This window comes from Saccharothrix sp. HUAS TT1, from assembly GCF_040744945.1.
Lineage (GTDB): Bacteria > Actinomycetota > Actinomycetes > Mycobacteriales > Pseudonocardiaceae > Actinosynnema.
This window is the reverse complement of record NZ_CP160453.1, coordinates 2,339,250-2,356,509: the sequence shown is the minus strand read 5'-3', so window position 1 is coordinate 2,356,509 and position 17,260 is coordinate 2,339,250. Positions and strand designations below refer to the sequence as shown.

The following is a 17,260-nucleotide window of genomic DNA, read 5'->3' as shown; positions in this document are numbered from 1 at the left end:
GTGAAGGTCGTCGTACTGGTTGGCGGGGTTGGCGGGGCGCGGTTCCTGGTCGGGCTGAAGAGCCTCCTGGCCGGTCCCGGGCACGAGATCACCGCCGTGGTGAACACGGGTGACGACGTGTGGATGCACGGGTTGCGGATCTGCCCCGACCTGGACACCTGCATGTACACCCTCGGTGGCGGCATCGACGCCGAGCGCGGCTGGGGCCGCGCGGACGAGACGTGGGCGGTCAAGGAGGAGCTGGCGGCCTACGGCGCCGACCCGTCGTGGTTCGGGCTCGGCGACCGCGACGTCGCCACGCACCTGGTGCGGACCCGGATGCTGCGGGCGGGCTACCCGCTGTCGGCCGTGACCGAGGCCCTGTGCCACCGCTGGCAGCCCGGCGTGCGGCTGCTGCCGATGTCGGACGACCGGGTGGAGACGCACGTCGTCGTGACGAGCGACGGGGGCGAGCGGGCGATCCACTTCCAGGAGTGGTGGGTCAAGCACCGGGCCCAGCTGCCCGCGCGCTCGTTCGCGTCGGTCGGCGGGGAGACGGCGACGCCCGCGCCCGGTGTGCTGGACGCGCTGCGCGACGCCGACGCGGTGCTGATCGCGCCGTCCAACCCGGTGGTGAGCGTGAACACGATCCTCGGCGTGCCCGGTGTGCGCGACGCGCTGCGCAAGACGGAGGCGGGCGTGGTGGGGCTGTCGCCGATCATCGGCGGCAAGCCGCTGCGCGGGATGGCGGACGCGTGCCTGTCGGCGATCGGCGTCGACACCTCCGCCGAGGCCGTCGGCCGGTACTACGGGTCGCGCAGGACCACCGACAAGGGCGTGCTGGACGGCTGGCTCGTGCACACCGGCGACCGGTGCGACGTGCCGGGCGTCGCGGTGCGCGCGGTGCCGCTGCTGATGTCCGATGTGGACGCGACCGCGACGATGGCGCGCGCGGCGCTGGAACTGGCCGGTGTCGACGTTGGCTGACCAGGCGGCGCCGGGCGACCACGCGGCGCCGGGCGGGATCACCGTGCTGCCGGTGGCGGGGTTGCCGGAGTTCCGGCCCGGTGACGACTTGGCGGGCGCGCTGGCGGCGGCGGCGCCCTGGCTGGCCGACGGCGACGTGGTCGTGGTGACGTCCAAGGTGCTGTCCAAAGTGGAAGGTCGGCTGGTGCGGGTGCCGGCGGACCCCGAGGCGCGCGACGCCGTGCGGCGGCAGCACGTCGAGGCGGAGTCGGTGCGGGTGCTGGCGCGCCGCGGCCGGACGTTGATCACCGAGAACAAGCTGGGGATCGTGCAGGCGGCGTCCGGAGTGGACGCGTCGAACGTGGCGGGCGACGAGATCGCGCTGCTGCCCGTGGACCCGGACGGGTCGGCGGCGGCGCTGCGGGCGGCGTTGGCGGACCGGTTGGGCGTGTCGGTCGCGGTGGTGGTCACCGACACGATGGGCCGGGCGTGGCGGGTCGGTCAGACGGACGCCGCGATCGGCGCGTCCGGGCTGGCCGTGCTGCACCGGTACGGCGGTTCGGTCGACCGGCACGGCAACCCGCTCGTGGTGACCGAGGTCGCGGTGGCCGACGAGGTCGCGGCGGCGGCCGACCTGGTGAAGGGCAAGCTCGGCGCGGTGCCGGTGGCGGTGGTGCGCGGGCTGCCGGTGTCCGACGACGGTTCGACGGCGCGCGACCTGGCCCGGCCGGTCGAGGACGACCTGTTCCGGCTGGGCACGGCCGAGGCGGTGGCGCGGGGACGGGCCGAGGCGGTGCTGGTGCGCCGGTCGGTGCGGTCGTTCTCCTCCTCTCCGGTCTCCGGGGACGTCGTGCGGCGGGCCGTGGCGGCGGCGTTGACCGCGCCCGCGCCGCACCACACGCGGCCGGTGCGGTTCGTGCGGCTGTCGTCGCGGCGGGAGGTGCTGCTGGACGCGATGCTGGCGCGCTGGCGCGCCGACCTGCGTGGCGACGGGTGGTCGGAGGAGCGGATCGACGCGCGGGTGGCGCGGGGTGACTTCCTGCGCGACGCGCCGGAGGTCGTCCTGCCGTTCCTGGTGCGCGAGGGCGCGCACCCCTACCCGGACGCGCGGCGCTCGGAGGCCGAGCGGACGATGTTCACGATCGCGGGCGGCGCGGCCGTGCAGGGGCTGCTGGTGGCGTTGGCCGCCGAAGGGCTCGGGTCGTGCTGGGTGTCGTCCACGATCTTCTGCGCGGACGTGGTGCGGGAGGTGCTGGAGCTGCCGGCGTCGTGGGAGCCGTTGGGCGCGGTGGCGATCGGGCACCCGGAGGCGGAGCTGGCGCCGCGGGAGCTGCCCGAGTCGGACGAGAGGTACGTGGAGCTGTGAGCCTGCACGCGGACGCGGTGGCGACGTTGGGCGCCTGGCGGCCCGCCGACCGGGCGCAGGAGGCGTTGCGGCAGGCGTACCTGGGGTTCCTGGCGGCTCGGGACGACGCCTGCCGGCGGTCGTGCGAGCCGGGTCACCTCACGGCGTCGGCCGTGGTGGTCGACGCGTCCGGCTCGCGGACGTTGCTGACCCTGCACCCCCGGGTGGGCCGGTGGTTGCAGCTGGGCGGGCACTGCGAGCCGTCGGACACGACGTTGGCGGGGGCGGCGCTGCGCGAGGCGACGGAGGAGTCCGGCATCGCCGACCTGCGGATCTCCCCGGAGCCGGTGCACCTGGACGTGCACCCGATCACGTGCTCGCTGGGCGAGCCGACCCGCCACTTCGACGTCCGCTTCCTGGTCCGCGCCCCGGCCGGCGCCGTCCCGACCCGCAGCGCCGAGTCCACCGACCTCCGCTGGTGGCCCCTGACCGCCCTACCCCCCGACACCGACGACCTGCACCCCCTCCTCACCGCCATCCACCCCCACCTCTGACCCGAGAGTCCTACGTTCAGCCCGCGAGAGTCCTACGTTCGGAACACCTGAGTTCAACGCTCAGGAGCCGGCGGGCCGACGTGAGCGTTGAACTCAGGGTGCGTGAACGTAGGACTCTCGCGAGCTGGAGGTAGGACTCTCGCGGGGGTCAGGTGTCGCCGTTGAGGCGTTGGGAGAGGCCCGGGGGGTGGTGGGGCTGGCCGCCGGAGAGGCGTTGGGAGAGGGTCGGGCGGGAGGTCGGGACCTGCTGCACGGTGGGGACCGGACCCGGGGCCACGCGCAGTTCGGGTTCGGGTTCCAGCGGCGGGGGTGGGGCGGGCTGACCTGCGGCGACGTGGGCGGCCAGGACCATGGTCGAGTCCGGGTCGGAGCGCGGGTCGACCGCGTTCACCAGGGCGCGCGGGATCTGCTGGGTCGCCGACGAGTCCATGGGCGACGTCATGTTGTCCGGCGTCACGACGTGGATGCCACGTGCACGAGCACGGGCCAGCGCCGCGTCGGCCCGAGCGCGGGGGTCCATCCGGATCTCTCCTGCGGGTGCCTTGGGCCGGCTAGCGGAACGCCGGCGTGCCGATCGGTGGCGCTCGCCGACACGGACCACCGCCCGTGCCGCCGGAGTGCTCGTGCCAGAGTATTCGCAAACTACGGGTGGAAGTAAGCGGAGGAGGAAAAACGGCATGTCGGAGCTGAAAGGCGCCGAGGCAGTGGTTCTGGTCGGGGGCAAGGGAACCCGACTCCGACCACTGACCCTGTCCGCGCCCAAGCCCATGCTGCCGACCGCCGGGGTGCCGTTCCTCACCCACTTGCTGTCGCGGATCCGGGAGGCCGGCATGACGCACGTCGTGCTCGGCACGTCCTACAAGGCCGAGGTCTTCCAGGAGCACTTCGGCGACGGCGCGGCGCTCGGCCTGGAGCTGGAGTACGTGGTCGAGGACGTGCCGCTGGACACGGCGGGCGCGATCCGCAACGTCGCGCACAAGCTGCGCGAACGCGACGTGGTGGTGTTCAACGGCGACATCCTGTCGGGTGTCGACCTGCGGGCGGTGGTCGACACGCACCGCGAGGCCGAGGCGGACGTGACGCTGCACCTGGTGCGGGTGGACGACCCGCGCCGGTTCGGCTGCGTGCCCACGGACGCGGACGGCCGGGTCACGGCGTTCCTGGAGAAGACCGACGACCCGCCGACGAACCAGATCAACGCGGGCTGCTACGTGTTCCGCCGCGAGGTGATCGAGGGCATCCCCGCCGGTCGACCGGTGTCGGTGGAGCGCGAGACGTTCCCCGGCCTGCTGGCGGCGGGCGCGCGCGTCCAGGGTTACGTCGACGCGTCGTACTGGCTGGACCTGGGCACGCCGGCGGCGTTCGTGCAGGGGTCGGCGGACCTGGTGCGCGGCATCGCGCCGACGGCCGCGCTGGCGCTCCAGGGTGACGCGGTGATCCTCGAAGGCGCCTCGGTGGACGAGAGCGCGGTGGTGACGGGCGGCGCGACGATCGGCTCCGGCTGCACGGTCGCGGCCGGAGCGGTGGTGGACGGCGCGGTGCTGTTCGACGGCGCGGTGGTCGGCGAGGGCGCACGGGTGGAGCGCAGCGTGCTCGGCGCGAACTCGCTGGTGCAGGCGGGTGCGGTGGTCTCGGACGCGGTGATCGGCGACAACGCGGTGGTCGGCGCGCGGTGCGAGCTGGTCAACGGCGCGCGGGTGTGGCCGGGGGTCGTGCTGCCCGAGGGCGGGGTGCGGTTCTCCGCCGACGTGTGATGTCGACGGCTGATGTCCGATGACTGGTGTGCGGTGTCCGACGACTGGCGTCCGGTGACTGACGTCCGATAGCCGAGGTGTTGTGGTGCGCAGGACGTGGTCGCCGACGTTCCCGCTGGACCTCGCCGCGCTGCTGATGCCGCTGCGGCGGGGACCGGGCGACCCGACGTTCCGCGCGGACGGCGCCGGGGTGCGGCTGGCCGCCAACACCCCGGCCGGGCCGGGCGCGCTGCACGTCCGCCGCACCGACGTGGTGGAGGCGGAGGCGTGGGGTGACGGCGCGGAGTGGCTGCTCGACGGGCTGCCCGCGCTGCTCGGCGCGGGTGACGACGACTCCGCGTTCGAGTGCCACCACCCGCTGGTCGCCGAGACGCGGCGGCGGCGGCCGGGCATCCGGCTCGGCACGACGGGCCGGGTCTGGGACGTGCTGCTGCCCGCGGTCCTGGAGCAGAAGGTCACCGGCACCGAGGCGTTCCGGTCGTACCGGGAGCTGAGCCTGCGGTTCGGCACGCCCGCGCCCGGCGTGCCCGGCCTGCGCGTCCCCCCGACACCGCGGGCGATCCTGGGCATCACGGACTGGGAGTGGCACCGGGCGGGGGTGGACGGCGGGCGTCGCCGCGCCCTGGTCGCCGCCGCCCAGGTCGCGCACCGGCTGGAACGCGCGTGCGAGTTGGGCGGGCGGGAAGGCCGCGACCTGCTGCGCAAGGTGCCGGGCATCGGCGGGTGGACGGCGGCCGAGGTGGCGCAGCGGGCGTGGGGCGACCCGGACGCGGTCAGCTTCGGCGACTACCACCTGGCCGGGATCGTCGGCTGGGCGCTGGCGGGCGGACCGCTGGACGACGACGGCATGGCCGACGTCCTGGCCCCGTACGCGCCCCAACGGCACCGCGCGGTCCGCTACGTCCTCGCGTCGGGTGTCCGGAAACCCCGCTTCGCGCCCCGGTTCTCCCCCAGGGACTACCGCGCGATGTGAGACCCCTCGACCCTGGCCAGCAGCTCGGCGGCGTTGTGGTTGCCCCCGCGGGTGATCTCGACCAGGCGCATCGCGCACCCGACCAGCAGCGGCTGGTGAGCGGCGGAGCTCAGCCCGATCCGGACGGCCTGGTCGAGCAGCTGCTCCGTGGCGACCTCGTCACCGGCCAGTGCCCCGAAGAACAGCCGCCCGTAGTTCCCGATGAGCCCGACACCCCGGAGCGACTGGTCCGACAGGGCGGTCGTGTAGGCCGCGACCCGCTCGTCCGGGTCGTCCGCCGTCAGCACGACCAGGAGCAGGTGGGCGAGGGAGACGAGCCGGCCCCGGTGGGGCACCACCACGTTCATCGACGGCCCGACCCAGTCCATCAGGGGCTCCAGGGCGTGGAGCACGAGCCCGTCGCGCCAGGACGCGCGGAAGGTCCCCCACCGGCGGATCTCGTGGAGGTGGTCCGACACGACCTGGTAGCGGTAGGGCATCTCGGCCGGGTCGGTCCGCAACAACCACGCCAGGTCCACCGGAGCGGGCCGGCGGTCCTCGCGGAGCACGACCACGACTTCCGCCGACACGTCGGCCGGCGGGGGCCTGACCTCCAGCACCTCGGTGACGCTGTCCCACTCCTCCCCGTCGAGCTGCGACTGCCACAGCAGCGTGAGCCCCCGCCACGCGGTCCGGTTGCGCTCGACGCCGTCGAGGTCCGACGCGGCGAACCAGCCGCGCACCAGGACCGCGAGGATGACGAGGTTCGCCGTGTACGCCGCGATGCGACGCGCGACCGGGAGGGCTCGCGGCGCGTAGTCGGGGTGCTCGGCGCCCGGCGCCCGGAACTGGGCCACGCCGACGAGATCGGTGAACAGCTCGTGCATCGCCGACCGGTCGGCCGCCGGGGTGTCGTCGAACAGCTCCCGCAGGAACGAGATCACCGGCGCCCGCGAGGACATCGGCGCGAACGACAGCACCGGCTCCAACCAGCCCGTGTCGGCCCGCTGGCGGCTGTAGGGCGACCGGGCCGCCCGGTCGCGCGCGACGGCCTCGCGGGACACCCGGTGCACCAGCCGGGCGACCAGGTACTCGCCGAACGTCGCGTGCAGGAACTCGTACGTCCGCAGCGTCCGCCCGTCGTGGGCGGCGCGGGCGGCGTGCACGAAGAAGAACCGGCCGACCGCCAGCTGGGCCGAGCTGAGCCGGAGGCGGCGGTCGCCGCGCGGCCCGGTGGGCAGCAGGGCGTTCAGGTCGGCGTCCAGGTCGGTCTCGTCGATCCACTGCACACCGCGGTTGAACATGGCGAACGCGACCACCGAGAGCCGGATCAGCTCCTCCTCCACGGCCCGCTCCACCTCGTGGTCGAGCGCGCCCTGCAGGTTCTTGGCCACCTCGCGCCGGGCGAACCCGGTCAGCAGCCGCTCGTAGAGCCGGGCCCTGGCGAGCCGCACGCCCTCCGAGCGCAGGGCGTCGCCGTCCGCGTTGTACAGCGCCAGCATGAACAGCAGCAGCGGCTGGCCGACCAGGTCCTCGAACCGCAGCGCCACCTCCGGCTCCAGCACCGCGCCGGGGTTCGCCCGGTTCCAGACGTCCAGCCAGTGCCGCACCTGCGCGTCGCCGAACGGCTCCAGCTTCAGCACCACCGTCGCACCGGCGAACCGCGCCCGGTTGGCCACCGCCGTGCGGCTGGTCACCACGACGATCACCGCCCGGCCCTGGTCCGCCTCGCGGTGCTGGAACTCGCGGACCCGGACCAGATAGTCCGACCGGCTGGCGCCGGTGGCCTGCAGCAGCTCGTCGAACCCGTCCAGCAGCACGACGGGGACGGCGGGCGCCGCCGCGCGGGCCAGGTCCGGCCAGTCCAGCCGCTCCCCCGTCGCCCGGGTGATCGCGTCCTCCACCTGCTCCTGGAGGGTGGCGTCGACGGGCACGTCGCGCAGCGCGACCCGGATCGGCAGGAAGTCCTCCGCCGGCAGCTGCCCGGCCAGGACCTTGGTCAGCAGCGACTTGCCCGCGCCCGGTTGCCCCAGCACGACCAGCGGCGCGGTGGTGGCGAACGACGAGGTGAGGTAGCCGGCGAGGTAGTCGTCCAGGTCGGTGCGGACGGGCTGCTGGTCCCACCAGCCCTCCTGGCTGACGTCGTCGCTCCGGTTCGCGGAGACGACCTTGAACCGCGGTGGCACGTACGCCTGCGCGAGCGACGGCAGGACCAGGCCGGGCGGGACGTCGCCGTCCACGATCGGCCGGTTCAGCACGGCCCGGTGGCTCACGGACAGGGCGCGGCGGCGGTCGTCGGGCGGTTGCGAGCCGACGAGCTGCCCGAGCAGGGACCGCAGGTCGGCCAGGGCGGTGCGGACGGTGGCGCGGGTCGCCGCGTGCTCGATCCCGGCCGTCCACACCGAGAACTCCGGGCAGTCGACCGCCAGCTGCCGGTAGTGGGTCTCGTAGTGCGCGACGGCACGGTGCGGCACGTCGGAGGCGGTCCGGGTGGCGAAGTCGTCGCGCTCCGCTTCGGTGAGGCCGTACCAGGCTTCGAAGCCGCTCACGAAGTCGATCAGCACGCCGACCTTGATCGCGTAGAAGTGGCCGAGCTCGTCGGTGACGGCGTCGGGCGGCTGTTCCGCGCTCGGCAGCGGGATCTCGGTGCCCAGCAACGCGCGGACGAGGTCCGGCTTGCGCTTCGACCCGGGCCGGTCGGCGCCCGCCAGCGCCAGCTGCTCGCCGCCGCTGAACCGGAGCTGGAACGGCAGCCCCACCTCGTCCAGGGCCTCGAAGAACGCGGTCATCACGACGACGCCGTGCGCGGCTTCGAGCAGTCGGGTGCGGTCGGTGCGGTGCAGGCCGGTGACCCGCGAGCGGACCGAGGACAGCACCCGCTTGCCCAGCCGCACGACTTCGGCGCGGGCGTCGAGCAGGTCGATGCCGCCGGTGACGAGCACGGCCGCCGCCGAGGCGTGGTCGAGGAGCTTCACGAGAGCGGTGTCGCCGTCGAGCAGCTTGACCGCGTCGCCGTAGGAGAAGGAGCGGCGCATCGGATCATCATCCACCGCGCCGCCCCCTGAGGGGACCGCGGTCAGCGGGTCATCAGCTTCAGCCGCGCGGCCAGGCCCGCGCGCACGGCGAGCCGCACCGGCGCCCAGAGCGGGCCGGGGTGGCGGTCGGCCAGGTAGCGGTAGGCGCTGGAGTGGTGGGCGGCGAGCATCCGCTTGGACGCGCGGCGGGTGGAGTGGCCGCCGATGTGCACGACCTCGGCCTCCGGCACGTAGACGTTCAGCCAGCCCGCGCGGCCGAGCCGGTCGCCCAGGTCGACGTCCTCGAAGTACATGAAGTAGCGCGGGTCGAAGCCGTCGACCGAGTCGAACGCCTCCCGCCGCATCAGCAGGCACGAGCCGGACAGCCACCCGGCGGTGCGCTCCGCGGGCGGCGCGGCGGCCTGCCGGTAGCCCCGCGACCACGGGTTCGCCGGCCAGACGTGCGCGAACAGCGCGTGCCCGAGGCCGCGGCCGAGGGACGGCAGCAGCCGCGCCGACGGGTACACCGCGCCGGACGGCTCCCGGATCAGCGGCCCGAACGCGCCGCCGCGCGGCCACCGCTTGGCGGCCTCCAGCAGCACGTCCAGGCTGCCGACGCCCCAGGACAGGTCGGGGTTGGCGATCGCGACCCACCCGACCGACGGCGGCAGGGACGCGACGCCGCGGTTCACGCCGCCTCCGTACCCGAGGTTGCCCCCGGTGGGCACGAACTCGACATTGGCGTGCTCGGTGGCGGCGCGCTCGGGCACCCCGTCGGTGGACCCGTTGTCCGCGAGCACCACCGACACCGGCCGGGTGGTCGCCGCGGACAGGGTGGACAGGAAGGTGTCCAGGGTCTCGCCGGGCGAGTAGGTGACGGTGACCACCGCCAGCTCGTCTCCGTAACGCGTCACGCCGGTCACCCTAGTGGTGGTGGAGGTGGTGCACGACGGCGTGCCCCTTGCCGCGCGAGATGAGCCACCGGTTCACCGGCACGGTCAGCACGAACGCCACCGCCAACGAGAACGCCAGCGCGCCCCAGAACAGCAGGCTGGCCACACCGGCCTCCATCGCACCCGGCACCACCAGCATGATCGCGTTGTCCACGACCTCCATCACCGCGATGGACGCGGTGTCGGCGGCCAGCGCCACCTTGACCGCCGCGCCGAAGCCGACACCGGACTTCAGCACGCCGCGCAGCGTCAGCGCGTAGCCGAAGAGGAACGCGAGCGCCACGGCCAGCACGACGGTGCCCCAGGCGGGCAGGCCGATCGCGGTGCCGATGACCATGCCGAGCACTTCGCCGATGGCGCAGCCGGTGAGGCAGTGCAGCGTCGCCGAGATCGCCGTTGACCAGGATTCCCTCATGCGGCGAACTATACCCCCTGGGGGTATCCAAGGCGCAAGCCGGAAGGCACCTCGGACGAGGGGTCTTTCAGCGGCGGTGGGAGCGCGCGGCCCGTTCGTAGGCCAACCGGTGCCGGGCCGCCGACGTGGACCAGGAGAAGTCCTTCGCCCGCACGACCGCCGAGGCGGCCAGCTCGTCCCGCCGGGCGGGGTCGTCCAGCAGCTCGGTCAACGCCGCCGCGATGTCACCGGCGCCGACGCCGCAGTACGCCACCGCGTCGCCGCCCACCTCGGGCAGGCTCAACCGCCGGGTGGTCAGCACGGCCGCGCCGCACGCCATCGCCTCCAGCACCGGCAGCCCGAACCCCTCGCCGAGCGACGGGTACGCCACCACCTCCGCGCCGCCGAGGAACCCGGCCAGCGAGGGGAACGGCAGGTAGCCGGCCCGGATCACCCGGACCCGGTGCGGCACGGCGTCCAGCGCGCGTTCCACCTGGCTGTCCCAGCCGGGCTGGCCGGCCAGCACGAGCGCCGGCGGGTTCGGCCGGTCGCGGACCGCCTGCGCGAAGCCGCGGATCAGGGCGGGCACGTTCTTGCGCGGCTCCAGCGCGCCGAGGAACGCCACGTACGGCGCCGAGCCGAGCGACAGCGACCGCCGGACGGCGGTCACCTCCTCGGGCGTCGGCGGGTGGAACCGCTCGGTCTCCACGCCGTGCTGGGCGATGTGCAGCAGCCGCCGGTCCGCGCCCGCGACCCTGGCCAGCTCGTCGGCCGTGGCCCGCGACGGCACCACGCACAGCGCGGCCCGGCGCAGCGAGGCCCTGGTCCAGGCCCGGAAGAAGCGCGCCTTGACCGACGAGTGCAGCACCGGGTCGGTGAAGAACGTCGCGTCGTGCAGCGTCACGACCGACGCCACCCGGTTGGCCAGCGGCACGGTGTAGTGCGGCGAGTGCACGACCGCCACGCCGAGCCGGTTCACCAGCCGGGGCAGGGTGGTCTGCTCCCAGGTCAGCCGGGCGGTCCTGGTCGCCACCGCGTCGGTCGCCGGGATGATCCGCGAGTCGGGGGCCAGCGACGAGTAGAGCTCGGCGTCGCGGGGCTGGCACACCACGCTGATCCGCGCGCCGTCCGCGTCCAGCGCGGCCACCAGGGAATCCACGTACCGACCGACGCCACCTCGGTCGGCTGGAACGGCGGTGGCGTCGATCAGCACGCTGGGCTCGACGGGTGACACGCGGTGAAGGGTACGGCGGCGGAACGCCGGGTTGACCGGGATTGGCGCAAAACGGTTCAGGGCCGGAACAGCCCCAGGTGGACCGCCCACACCGACCGCGCAGCGTTTTCCCAGGTGAACGCTTCGGCCCGCTGTCGACCGGCAGCGACCAACCGGTCACCGAGTGACGAATCGGACAGCACCGACCGCAGTCCTGTGACCAGCGCCGCACGATCGCCGCGGGCCACCCCGACCCCGGCGCCGCCGGCCACCTCGACCAGCGCGGGCGCGTCGGAGTGGACCACCGGCACACCGGCCGCCATCGCCTCCACCACCGGCAGCCCGAAGCCCTCGGCCAGGCTCGGCGCGGCCAGCACGGCGGCGCGGCGCAGCACGAACGCCAGCTGCGCGTCGCTCAGCCGTCCCAGCAGGTGGACGTGCGGCGCACGCAGGTCGACCCCGCCCCAGCCCTGCGGCCCGACCACGACCAGCGGCACGCCCAGCTCGGCCGTCGCGTCCGCCAGCAGGTCGAAGCCCTTGCGCGGCTCGATCGTGCCGATCGCCAGCACGTACCGCGGCGGGACGGGCACCGGCTCCTCGGGCGGGAACGCCGTCACCCCGTTTCCCACCACGTGGATGGGCGCGGGCCCCGGCGCGCACCGCCGCAGCTCCTCGGCGACCACCGACGTCGGCACCACGACCGCGCCCGCCCGCGCCGTCGCCCGGCCGATCACCCGCCGGTGCCAGGCCACACCGCGCCCGGTCAGCGTCGACGGGTGGCTCCACGGCACGGTGTCGTGCACGGTCACCACCACCCGCCCGCGCGGCGGCGCGAACGGCGTGAACGCGTGCACCGAGTCGCCGCCCGGCCAGTACGGCACGCCCCGCTCCCACGCCGCGACCAGCGCACGCCGGGGCAGCGGCAGCACGCGCGGACCGGCCACACCGGGCACCACGGCCGCCGACACGTCCGCGTGCCTGCTCACCGCGCCCGTCACGGTCCACCCGGCGGGCGCGGTGGCGGCCAGCGCGGCGGCCAGCTCGCGGGTGTACCGGCCGGTGCCGCCGGGCACCGGCGCCAGCAACTGCTCGGTCAGCACAACCAGGTTCGGCACGTCGCGTACCGTCTCACGCCGTGTCGAACCACAGCACGACGGTGGTCGTGGTGACGTGGCGTGGCCGCGAGCACATCACCGCCTGCCTCGACGCCCTCGCCCGGCAACGTCCACATCGGACACTCGTGGTGGACAACGCCTCCGACGACGGCACGGCCGACCTGGTCGCCGCGCACCCGAGCCGCCCGCGGACCCTGCGCCTGCCGGTCAACCGCGGTTACGCGGGCGGCCTGGCCGCGGCGCTGCCCGGCGTCACCACCGAGTACGTGGCCTGGCTGAACGACGACGCCGTGCCCGACGACGGCTGGCTCGCCGCCCTGGAGGACGCCCTCGACGCCGACCCCGGCGCCGCCGCCGCGAGCGCGTCCCTGGTGCTGGCCGACGGCTCCACCCAGTCGGTGGGCGTCCGGCTCACCGCCGACGGGCACGGCGCCGACCTGGTGCGGGCCGGTCACGAGGTGTTCGGGTTCTGCGGCGGCGCCGCCCTGCTGCGGCGGGCGGCGCTGGAGCAGGTGGGCGGCGTCCCGGCCGCGTTCTTCTGCTACTACGAGGACACCGACACGGCGTGGCGGCTGCGGCTGGCCGGTCACCGGGTGCTGTCGGTCGGCCCCGCGCGGGCGCGGCACCGGCACGGCGCGAGCACCCGGCCCGGCTCCCGCCGGTTCCACCGCTGGAACGAGCGCAACCGGCTGCTGACCCTCCTGCGCTGCGCCCCGCCGGGCACGGCGCTGCGCGAGCTGGCCAGGTTCGCGGTGATCACCGCCCTGCTGCCGGTGCGGCGCGGCGTGCCCGACGCGGAGAACTTCCGCGTCGGGCTCCGGCTGCGGGTGCTGCTGGAGGTGGTCGGCGGGCTGCCGGCCACCCTGGTCCAGCGATCCGCGATCGGCCGGCGTGCCAAGGTGTCCAGGAGCGCCGTGTGGCGCGAGTGGGCCGGCCGCTGACCGGCCCGGTGGCGCGGACGAGGAGCGGGATGACCGAGTACGTCGAGGTGCGCACCGAGGACGGCGACCTGGTGCCGTTCGAGCTGGACGAGGAGCACGACGGCCTGGTGCGCGCGGGCAAGCGCTGGGACGCGGCCGTCGAGCGGGCCGAGGAGACGCTGGAGAGCGGCATCGAGCGGGCGAAGAAGGTGGCCAGGTCGGTCGCGACCAGGATCGGCAGCATGCCGTCGCCGCGCCCGGACAAGGTGGCCGTCGAGATCGGCCTCAAGGTCAGCTCCAGCGCCGCGCTGGCCATCGCCAAGTCCTCCGCCGAGGCGCACGTCAAGATCACCGTCGAGTGGCACCGCGACAGCCTCCCGACCGCGCCCCCGCCCGAGGACGTCGAGCCGGGGTCGGGCCCCGAGCCGGCCGCGGAGGCGTAAGTCACCGCGACCGCACGCTGCGGAGCGTGATGAGGCAGAGTTAGCGCGTGGAGCAAGGGACCCTGCCTGACGTATCGGTCGTCGTGGTCAACTACCGGGGCGCCGACGACACCATCACCTGCCTGCGCACGTTGTTCGGCGAGCTGGCCTACCCGGCGGACAAACTGCAGGTCATCGTGGTCGACAACGCCTCGGGCGACGGGAGTGCGGAGCGCATCCGCGCCGCCGCGCCGAACGCCGAGGTGGTCGAGGCGCCCGCCAACCTGGGCTTCGCGGGCGGCTGCAACCTGGGGGTGCGCGGCGCGCGCGGGTCGGTGGTCGCGTTCCTCAACAACGACGCCCGTCCTCACCCGCAGTGGTTGCGCGAGGCGGTGCGCGTGCTGCGCGCCGAGCCCGCGGTGGGCGCGGTGGCCAGCAAGGTGCTCGACTGGGACGGCCGCGAGATCGACTTCGTGGACGGCGGCCTCACCTGGTTCGGCATGGGCTACAAGCGGCACGCGGGCCAACCGGACGACGGCTCCCACGACACCCCGCGCGACGTGCTGTTCGGCACCGGTTCGGCGCTGGTCGCGCGGACCGCGGTGTTCCGCGAGCTGGGCGGGTTCGACGAGCGGTTCTTCATGTTCTACGAGGACGTCGACCTCGGCTGGCGGATGAACCTGCGCGGCTGGCGGGTCCGCTACGCGCCCACGTCCCTGACCTACCACAAGCACCACGCGTCGATGTCCGATGTGGACACCAGTCGGGAGCTGTACCTGCTGGAGCGCAACGCGCTCGCCGCGCTCTACAAGAACTTCTCGGACGAGACGCTGGCCAGGGTGCTGCCCGCCGCGCTGGCCCTGGTGGTCCGCCGGGCCACCGCGCGCGGCGAGCTGGACGCCACCCAGCTGGAGATCACCCGCCGCCCCGCCGACCCGGCCGACGACCGGGCGCCGGTGCCGGTGCCGCGGCAGGCGCTGGCCGGGTTCCTCGCGATCGACCAGTTCGTCGAGCTGCTGCCGTCGCTGGCCGAGTCGCGGAAGGCCGAGCAGGCCGCCCGCAGGGTGTCGGACGCCGACCTGGTGCCGCTGATGCGCAAGGCGATGGAGCCCGCCTACCCGCTGCCCCGCTACCTGGCCGCGCACGACGTGCTGGTCGACGTGTTCGGGCTGGACGAGGTGTTCGGCCGGCCGCGCCGGGTGCTGGTGATCACCGGCGACGCCATCTCGGAGAAGATGGCGGGCCCGGCGATCCGGGCGTGGCACATGGCCGACGTGCTGTCCGGCGAGCACGAGGTGCGGCTGGTCACGGTCAACCCGCTGTGCGCGCCGCCCGAGTCGTCGTTCCCGGTGCAGAAGGTCGGCAGGCACGACCTCGGCCCGCAGGTCGACTGGGCCGACGTGGTCGTGCTCCAGGGCCACGTGCTGGAGTTCGTGCCGGAGCTGAAGAAGCCGACGTCGACCAAGGTCGTGGTCTGCGACATCTACGACCCGATGCACCTGGAGCTGCTGGAGCAGGGCAAGGACGCCACCGACGAGCAGCGCGAGCTGGACCTCGTCGGCGTCACCAGGGTGATCAACAACCAGTTGGCGCGCGGTGACTTCTTCCTGTGCGCGTCGCAGCGGCAGCGGCACTTCTGGCTCGGCCACCTGACCGCGCTGGGCAGGCTCACGCCGTCGCTGTACGACAACGACCCGACGGTCCGGTCGCTGCTGGCCGAGGTGCCGTTCGGGCTGCCGGGCAAGCCGCCGCAGCGCACCGGGCCGGGGCTGCGGTCCACGCTGGGCATCGGCGAGTCGGACAAGGTCGTGCTGTGGGCGGGCGGCGTCTACAGCTGGTTCGACCCGCTGACGCTGGTGCGGGCGGTCGACCGGCTGCGGACGCGCCGGCCGGACGCGCGGCTGGTGTTCCTCGGCATGAAGCACCCCAACCCCGAGGTGCCGGACATGGACGTCGCCGGGCAGACCCGCGCGCTGGCCAAGCGGCTCGACCTGGTCGGGACGCACGTGTTCTTCAACGAGACGTGGGTGCCCTACCAGGACCGGCAGAACTGGCTGCTGGACGCGGACGCGGGCGTGACCACGCACTACGAGCACGTGGAGACGACGTTCGCGTTCCGCACCAGGGTGCTGGACTACCTGTGGGCCGGGCTGCCGATCGTCACCACGGACGGCGACTCGTTCGCCGACCTGGTGCGGGCCGAGGGCTTGGGCGTCGTGGTGCCGTCGGAGGACCCCGACGCGCTGGCCGACGCCCTGGAGAGGGCCATGTACGACACCGCGTTCGCGGCCGCCTGCGCGGAGCGGATCGCGGTCGTGCGGGAGCGGTTCACCTGGGAGAACGTGCTCGCGCCGCTCACCGGGTTCTGCCGCAACCCGCGGCCCGCCGCCGACCGGCTGCCCGGGTCGTCGTTCATGGTGCGCAACCGGCCGCTCGGCCCGCGGGAGAAGGTGCAGCGGGACGTGGCGCTGGTCAAGGAGTACCTGGCCGCCGGCGGTCCCGGTGAGCTGGCCCGGCGGGCGACCGGCCGGGTGCTGAAGAAGTTGCGCGGCCGTGGCTAGGCCGCTGCGGGTGCTGATCGACGGCACCCCGCTGCTCGGGCAGCGGACCGGGATCGGCCGGTACACCGCGGCGCTGGCCGAGGAGCTGGCGTCGATGCTGGACGAGGTCGACGTGCGGGCGGTCGCGTTCACCCTGCGCGGGTGGCGCGCGCTGCGGACCGTGCTGCCGCACGACGTCGTCGCCCGCGGCCTGCCGGTGTCGGCGCGCCTGCTGCGGCAGTTCTGGCTGCGCGTGCCGTTCCCGCCGGTGGAGTTCCTGGCCGGGCCGACCGACGTGGTGCACGCGACCAACTTCGTCCTGCCGCCCGCGATCCGCGCCGGCGGCGTGACGACCATCCACGACCTGGCGTTCCTGGACGCGCCCGGCGACCTGCCGCCGTCGGACCGCAGGCTGCCCGAGCTGGTGCGGCAGTCGGCGACCCGGGCGGACGTCGTCTGCACGCCGACCCGCGCCGTGGCCGAGGTGGTCGAGGAGCGGCTGGGCGTGCCCGCGGCGAAGATCGTCGTGACGCCGCTGGGCGTCGACCCGGCGTGGTTCGCCTCGCGCCCGCCGTCGCCCGCGCTGCGCACCCGGCTGGGGCTGCCGTCGGAGTACCTGCTGTTCGTGGGCGCGGGCGGGCCGCGCAAGGGGCTGGGGACGCTGCTGGCGGCCCACGCGGCGCGCCCCTCCCTGCCGCCGCTGGTGCTGGCCGGGCCGCACGCGGTCGGCTCGGACGGCCGGGTGGTGCGGACCGGGTACCTGAACGACGTGGACCTGCGGAGCGTCGTGGCGGGTGCGGCGGCGCTCGTGCTGCCGTCGCGCGACGAGGGGTTCGGGCTGCCGGTGCTGGAGGCGTTGGCGTGCAACGTGCCCGTGGTGTGCACGGACGTCGCGGCGCTGCGCGAGGTGGCCGGCGGGCACGCCGCGCACGTGCCGGTGGGTGACGTGGAGGCGTTGGCCTCGGCCATGGAGGACGCCGTGCAGGCGCCGCCCACAGCCGCCGCGCAGGCCGCCCGGCGGACGCACGCGGCGGAGTTCACGTGGCGCCGGACCGCGCAGGCGACGCTGACGGCCTACCGGCGTGCCGCGGGGCGGTGAGCGGGCGGCGGTGACGTGAGTTCCCGGTCGGGCTCGGGCA

15 protein-coding genes are annotated in these 17,260 nt (G+C 74.6%); 9 read left to right on the top strand and 6 right to left on the bottom strand.

Features of this window, described 5'->3' with window-relative positions; all coding sequences use genetic code 11:
• Genes cofD through AB0F89_RS11545 form a run of 3 tightly spaced genes read left to right on the top strand, consistent with a single transcriptional unit; the run spans position 1 to position 2,844 of the window.
• The gene (gene cofD / locus AB0F89_RS11555) at positions 1 to 966 is read left to right on the top strand and encodes a 2-phospho-L-lactate transferase (protein WP_367135332.1); all 966 of its coding nucleotides are present in this window, start codon (positions 1 to 3) and stop codon (positions 964 to 966) included.
• Entirely contained in the window at positions 902 to 2,311 is a 1,410-nt protein-coding gene (locus tag AB0F89_RS11550) for a coenzyme F420-0:L-glutamate ligase (protein WP_367135330.1), read from the top strand. Before cofD ends, AB0F89_RS11550 begins: the two co-directional genes overlap by 65 nt.
• Positions 2,308 to 2,844, top strand: a complete 537-nt coding sequence (locus AB0F89_RS11545; RefSeq protein ID WP_367135328.1) for an NUDIX hydrolase — start codon at positions 2,308 to 2,310, stop codon at positions 2,842 to 2,844. Before AB0F89_RS11550 ends, AB0F89_RS11545 begins: the two co-directional genes overlap by 4 nt.
• A gap of 148 nt (positions 2,845 to 2,992) precedes the next feature.
• On the opposite strand, the gene AB0F89_RS11540 is transcribed toward AB0F89_RS11545, so the two are convergent.
• Positions 2,993 to 3,364, bottom strand: coding sequence for a hypothetical protein (locus tag AB0F89_RS11540; protein WP_367135326.1), 372 nt, complete (start codon positions 3,362 to 3,364; stop codon positions 2,993 to 2,995).
• A 157-nt stretch (positions 3,365 to 3,521) separates the two neighbouring features.
• On the opposite strand from AB0F89_RS11540, the gene AB0F89_RS11535 reads away from it, so the two are divergent.
• On the top strand, positions 3,522 to 4,598 hold the full coding sequence (locus tag AB0F89_RS11535; protein ID WP_367135324.1) for a sugar phosphate nucleotidyltransferase: 1,077 nt from the start codon (positions 3,522 to 3,524) through the stop codon (positions 4,596 to 4,598).
• Positions 4,599 to 4,734: 136 nt separating this feature from the next.
• On the top strand, positions 4,735 to 5,571 hold the full coding sequence (locus AB0F89_RS11530) for a DNA-3-methyladenine glycosylase (RefSeq protein ID WP_367138830.1): 837 nt from the start codon (positions 4,735 to 4,737) through the stop codon (positions 5,569 to 5,571).
• Here the strand turns inward: AB0F89_RS11530 and AB0F89_RS11525 are convergent.
• The 5 genes from AB0F89_RS11525 to AB0F89_RS11505 form a co-directional block, all read right to left on the bottom strand.
• Positions 5,556 to 8,585, bottom strand: coding sequence for an NACHT domain-containing NTPase (locus AB0F89_RS11525; RefSeq protein ID WP_367135322.1), 3,030 nt, complete (start codon positions 8,583 to 8,585; stop codon positions 5,556 to 5,558). The two genes, AB0F89_RS11530 and AB0F89_RS11525, sit on opposite strands and share 16 nt — an antisense overlap.
• A gap of 41 nt (positions 8,586 to 8,626) precedes the next feature.
• Positions 8,627 to 9,478, bottom strand: coding sequence for a glycosyltransferase (locus AB0F89_RS11520; RefSeq protein WP_367135320.1), 852 nt, complete (start codon positions 9,476 to 9,478; stop codon positions 8,627 to 8,629).
• A gap of 10 nt (positions 9,479 to 9,488) precedes the next feature.
• Positions 9,489 to 9,932 (bottom strand): DUF4396 domain-containing protein, encoded by a 444-nt coding sequence (locus AB0F89_RS11515; RefSeq protein ID WP_367135318.1) that lies wholly within the window; start codon positions 9,930 to 9,932, stop codon positions 9,489 to 9,491.
• 67 nt (positions 9,933 to 9,999) lie between these two features.
• Positions 10,000 to 11,124, bottom strand: coding sequence for a glycosyltransferase family 4 protein (locus AB0F89_RS11510; protein WP_367138828.1), 1,125 nt, complete (start codon positions 11,122 to 11,124; stop codon positions 10,000 to 10,002).
• A gap of 77 nt (positions 11,125 to 11,201) precedes the next feature.
• The gene (locus tag AB0F89_RS11505) at positions 11,202 to 12,239 is read right to left on the bottom strand and encodes a glycosyltransferase family 4 protein (protein WP_367135316.1); all 1,038 of its coding nucleotides are present in this window, start codon (positions 12,237 to 12,239) and stop codon (positions 11,202 to 11,204) included.
• A 20-nt stretch (positions 12,240 to 12,259) separates the two neighbouring features.
• Here AB0F89_RS11505 and AB0F89_RS11500 point away from each other — a divergent pair, with 20 nt between their 5' ends.
• Genes AB0F89_RS11500 through AB0F89_RS11485 form a run of 4 tightly spaced genes read left to right on the top strand, consistent with a single transcriptional unit; the run spans position 12,260 to position 17,220 of the window.
• The gene (locus AB0F89_RS11500) at positions 12,260 to 13,180 is read left to right on the top strand and encodes a glycosyltransferase family 2 protein (RefSeq protein WP_367135314.1); all 921 of its coding nucleotides are present in this window, start codon (positions 12,260 to 12,262) and stop codon (positions 13,178 to 13,180) included.
• On the top strand, positions 13,156 to 13,602 hold the full coding sequence (locus AB0F89_RS11495; RefSeq protein ID WP_367135312.1) for a CU044_2847 family protein: 447 nt from the start codon (positions 13,156 to 13,158) through the stop codon (positions 13,600 to 13,602). The genes AB0F89_RS11500 and AB0F89_RS11495 overlap by 25 nt, the downstream gene beginning before the upstream one ends.
• A gap of 47 nt (positions 13,603 to 13,649) precedes the next feature.
• Positions 13,650 to 16,142, top strand: a complete 2,493-nt coding sequence (locus AB0F89_RS11490) for a glycosyltransferase (protein WP_367135310.1) — start codon at positions 13,650 to 13,652, stop codon at positions 16,140 to 16,142.
• The gene (locus AB0F89_RS11485; protein WP_367135308.1) at positions 16,135 to 17,220 is read left to right on the top strand and encodes a glycosyltransferase family 4 protein; all 1,086 of its coding nucleotides are present in this window, start codon (positions 16,135 to 16,137) and stop codon (positions 17,218 to 17,220) included. Before AB0F89_RS11490 ends, AB0F89_RS11485 begins: the two co-directional genes overlap by 8 nt.
• The last annotated feature ends 40 nt before the right edge of the window (positions 17,221 to 17,260 follow it).

Coding starts and splice junctions, on each gene's coding strand:
- AB0F89_RS11550 (WP_367135330.1), top strand. CDS start 902: ATGTGGACGCGACCGCGACGATGGCGCGCGCGGCGCTGGAACTGGCCG.
- AB0F89_RS11540 (WP_367135326.1), bottom strand. CDS start 3,364: ATGGACCCCCGCGCTCGGGCCGACGCGGCGCTGGCCCGTGCTCGTGCA.
- AB0F89_RS11535 (WP_367135324.1), top strand. CDS start 3,522: ATGTCGGAGCTGAAAGGCGCCGAGGCAGTGGTTCTGGTCGGGGGCAAG.
- AB0F89_RS11530 (WP_367138830.1), top strand. CDS start 4,735: ATGCCGCTGCGGCGGGGACCGGGCGACCCGACGTTCCGCGCGGACGGC.
- AB0F89_RS11525 (WP_367135322.1), bottom strand. CDS start 8,585: ATGCGCCGCTCCTTCTCCTACGGCGACGCGGTCAAGCTGCTCGACGGC.
- AB0F89_RS11515 (WP_367135318.1), bottom strand. CDS start 9,932: ATGAGGGAATCCTGGTCAACGGCGATCTCGGCGACGCTGCACTGCCTC.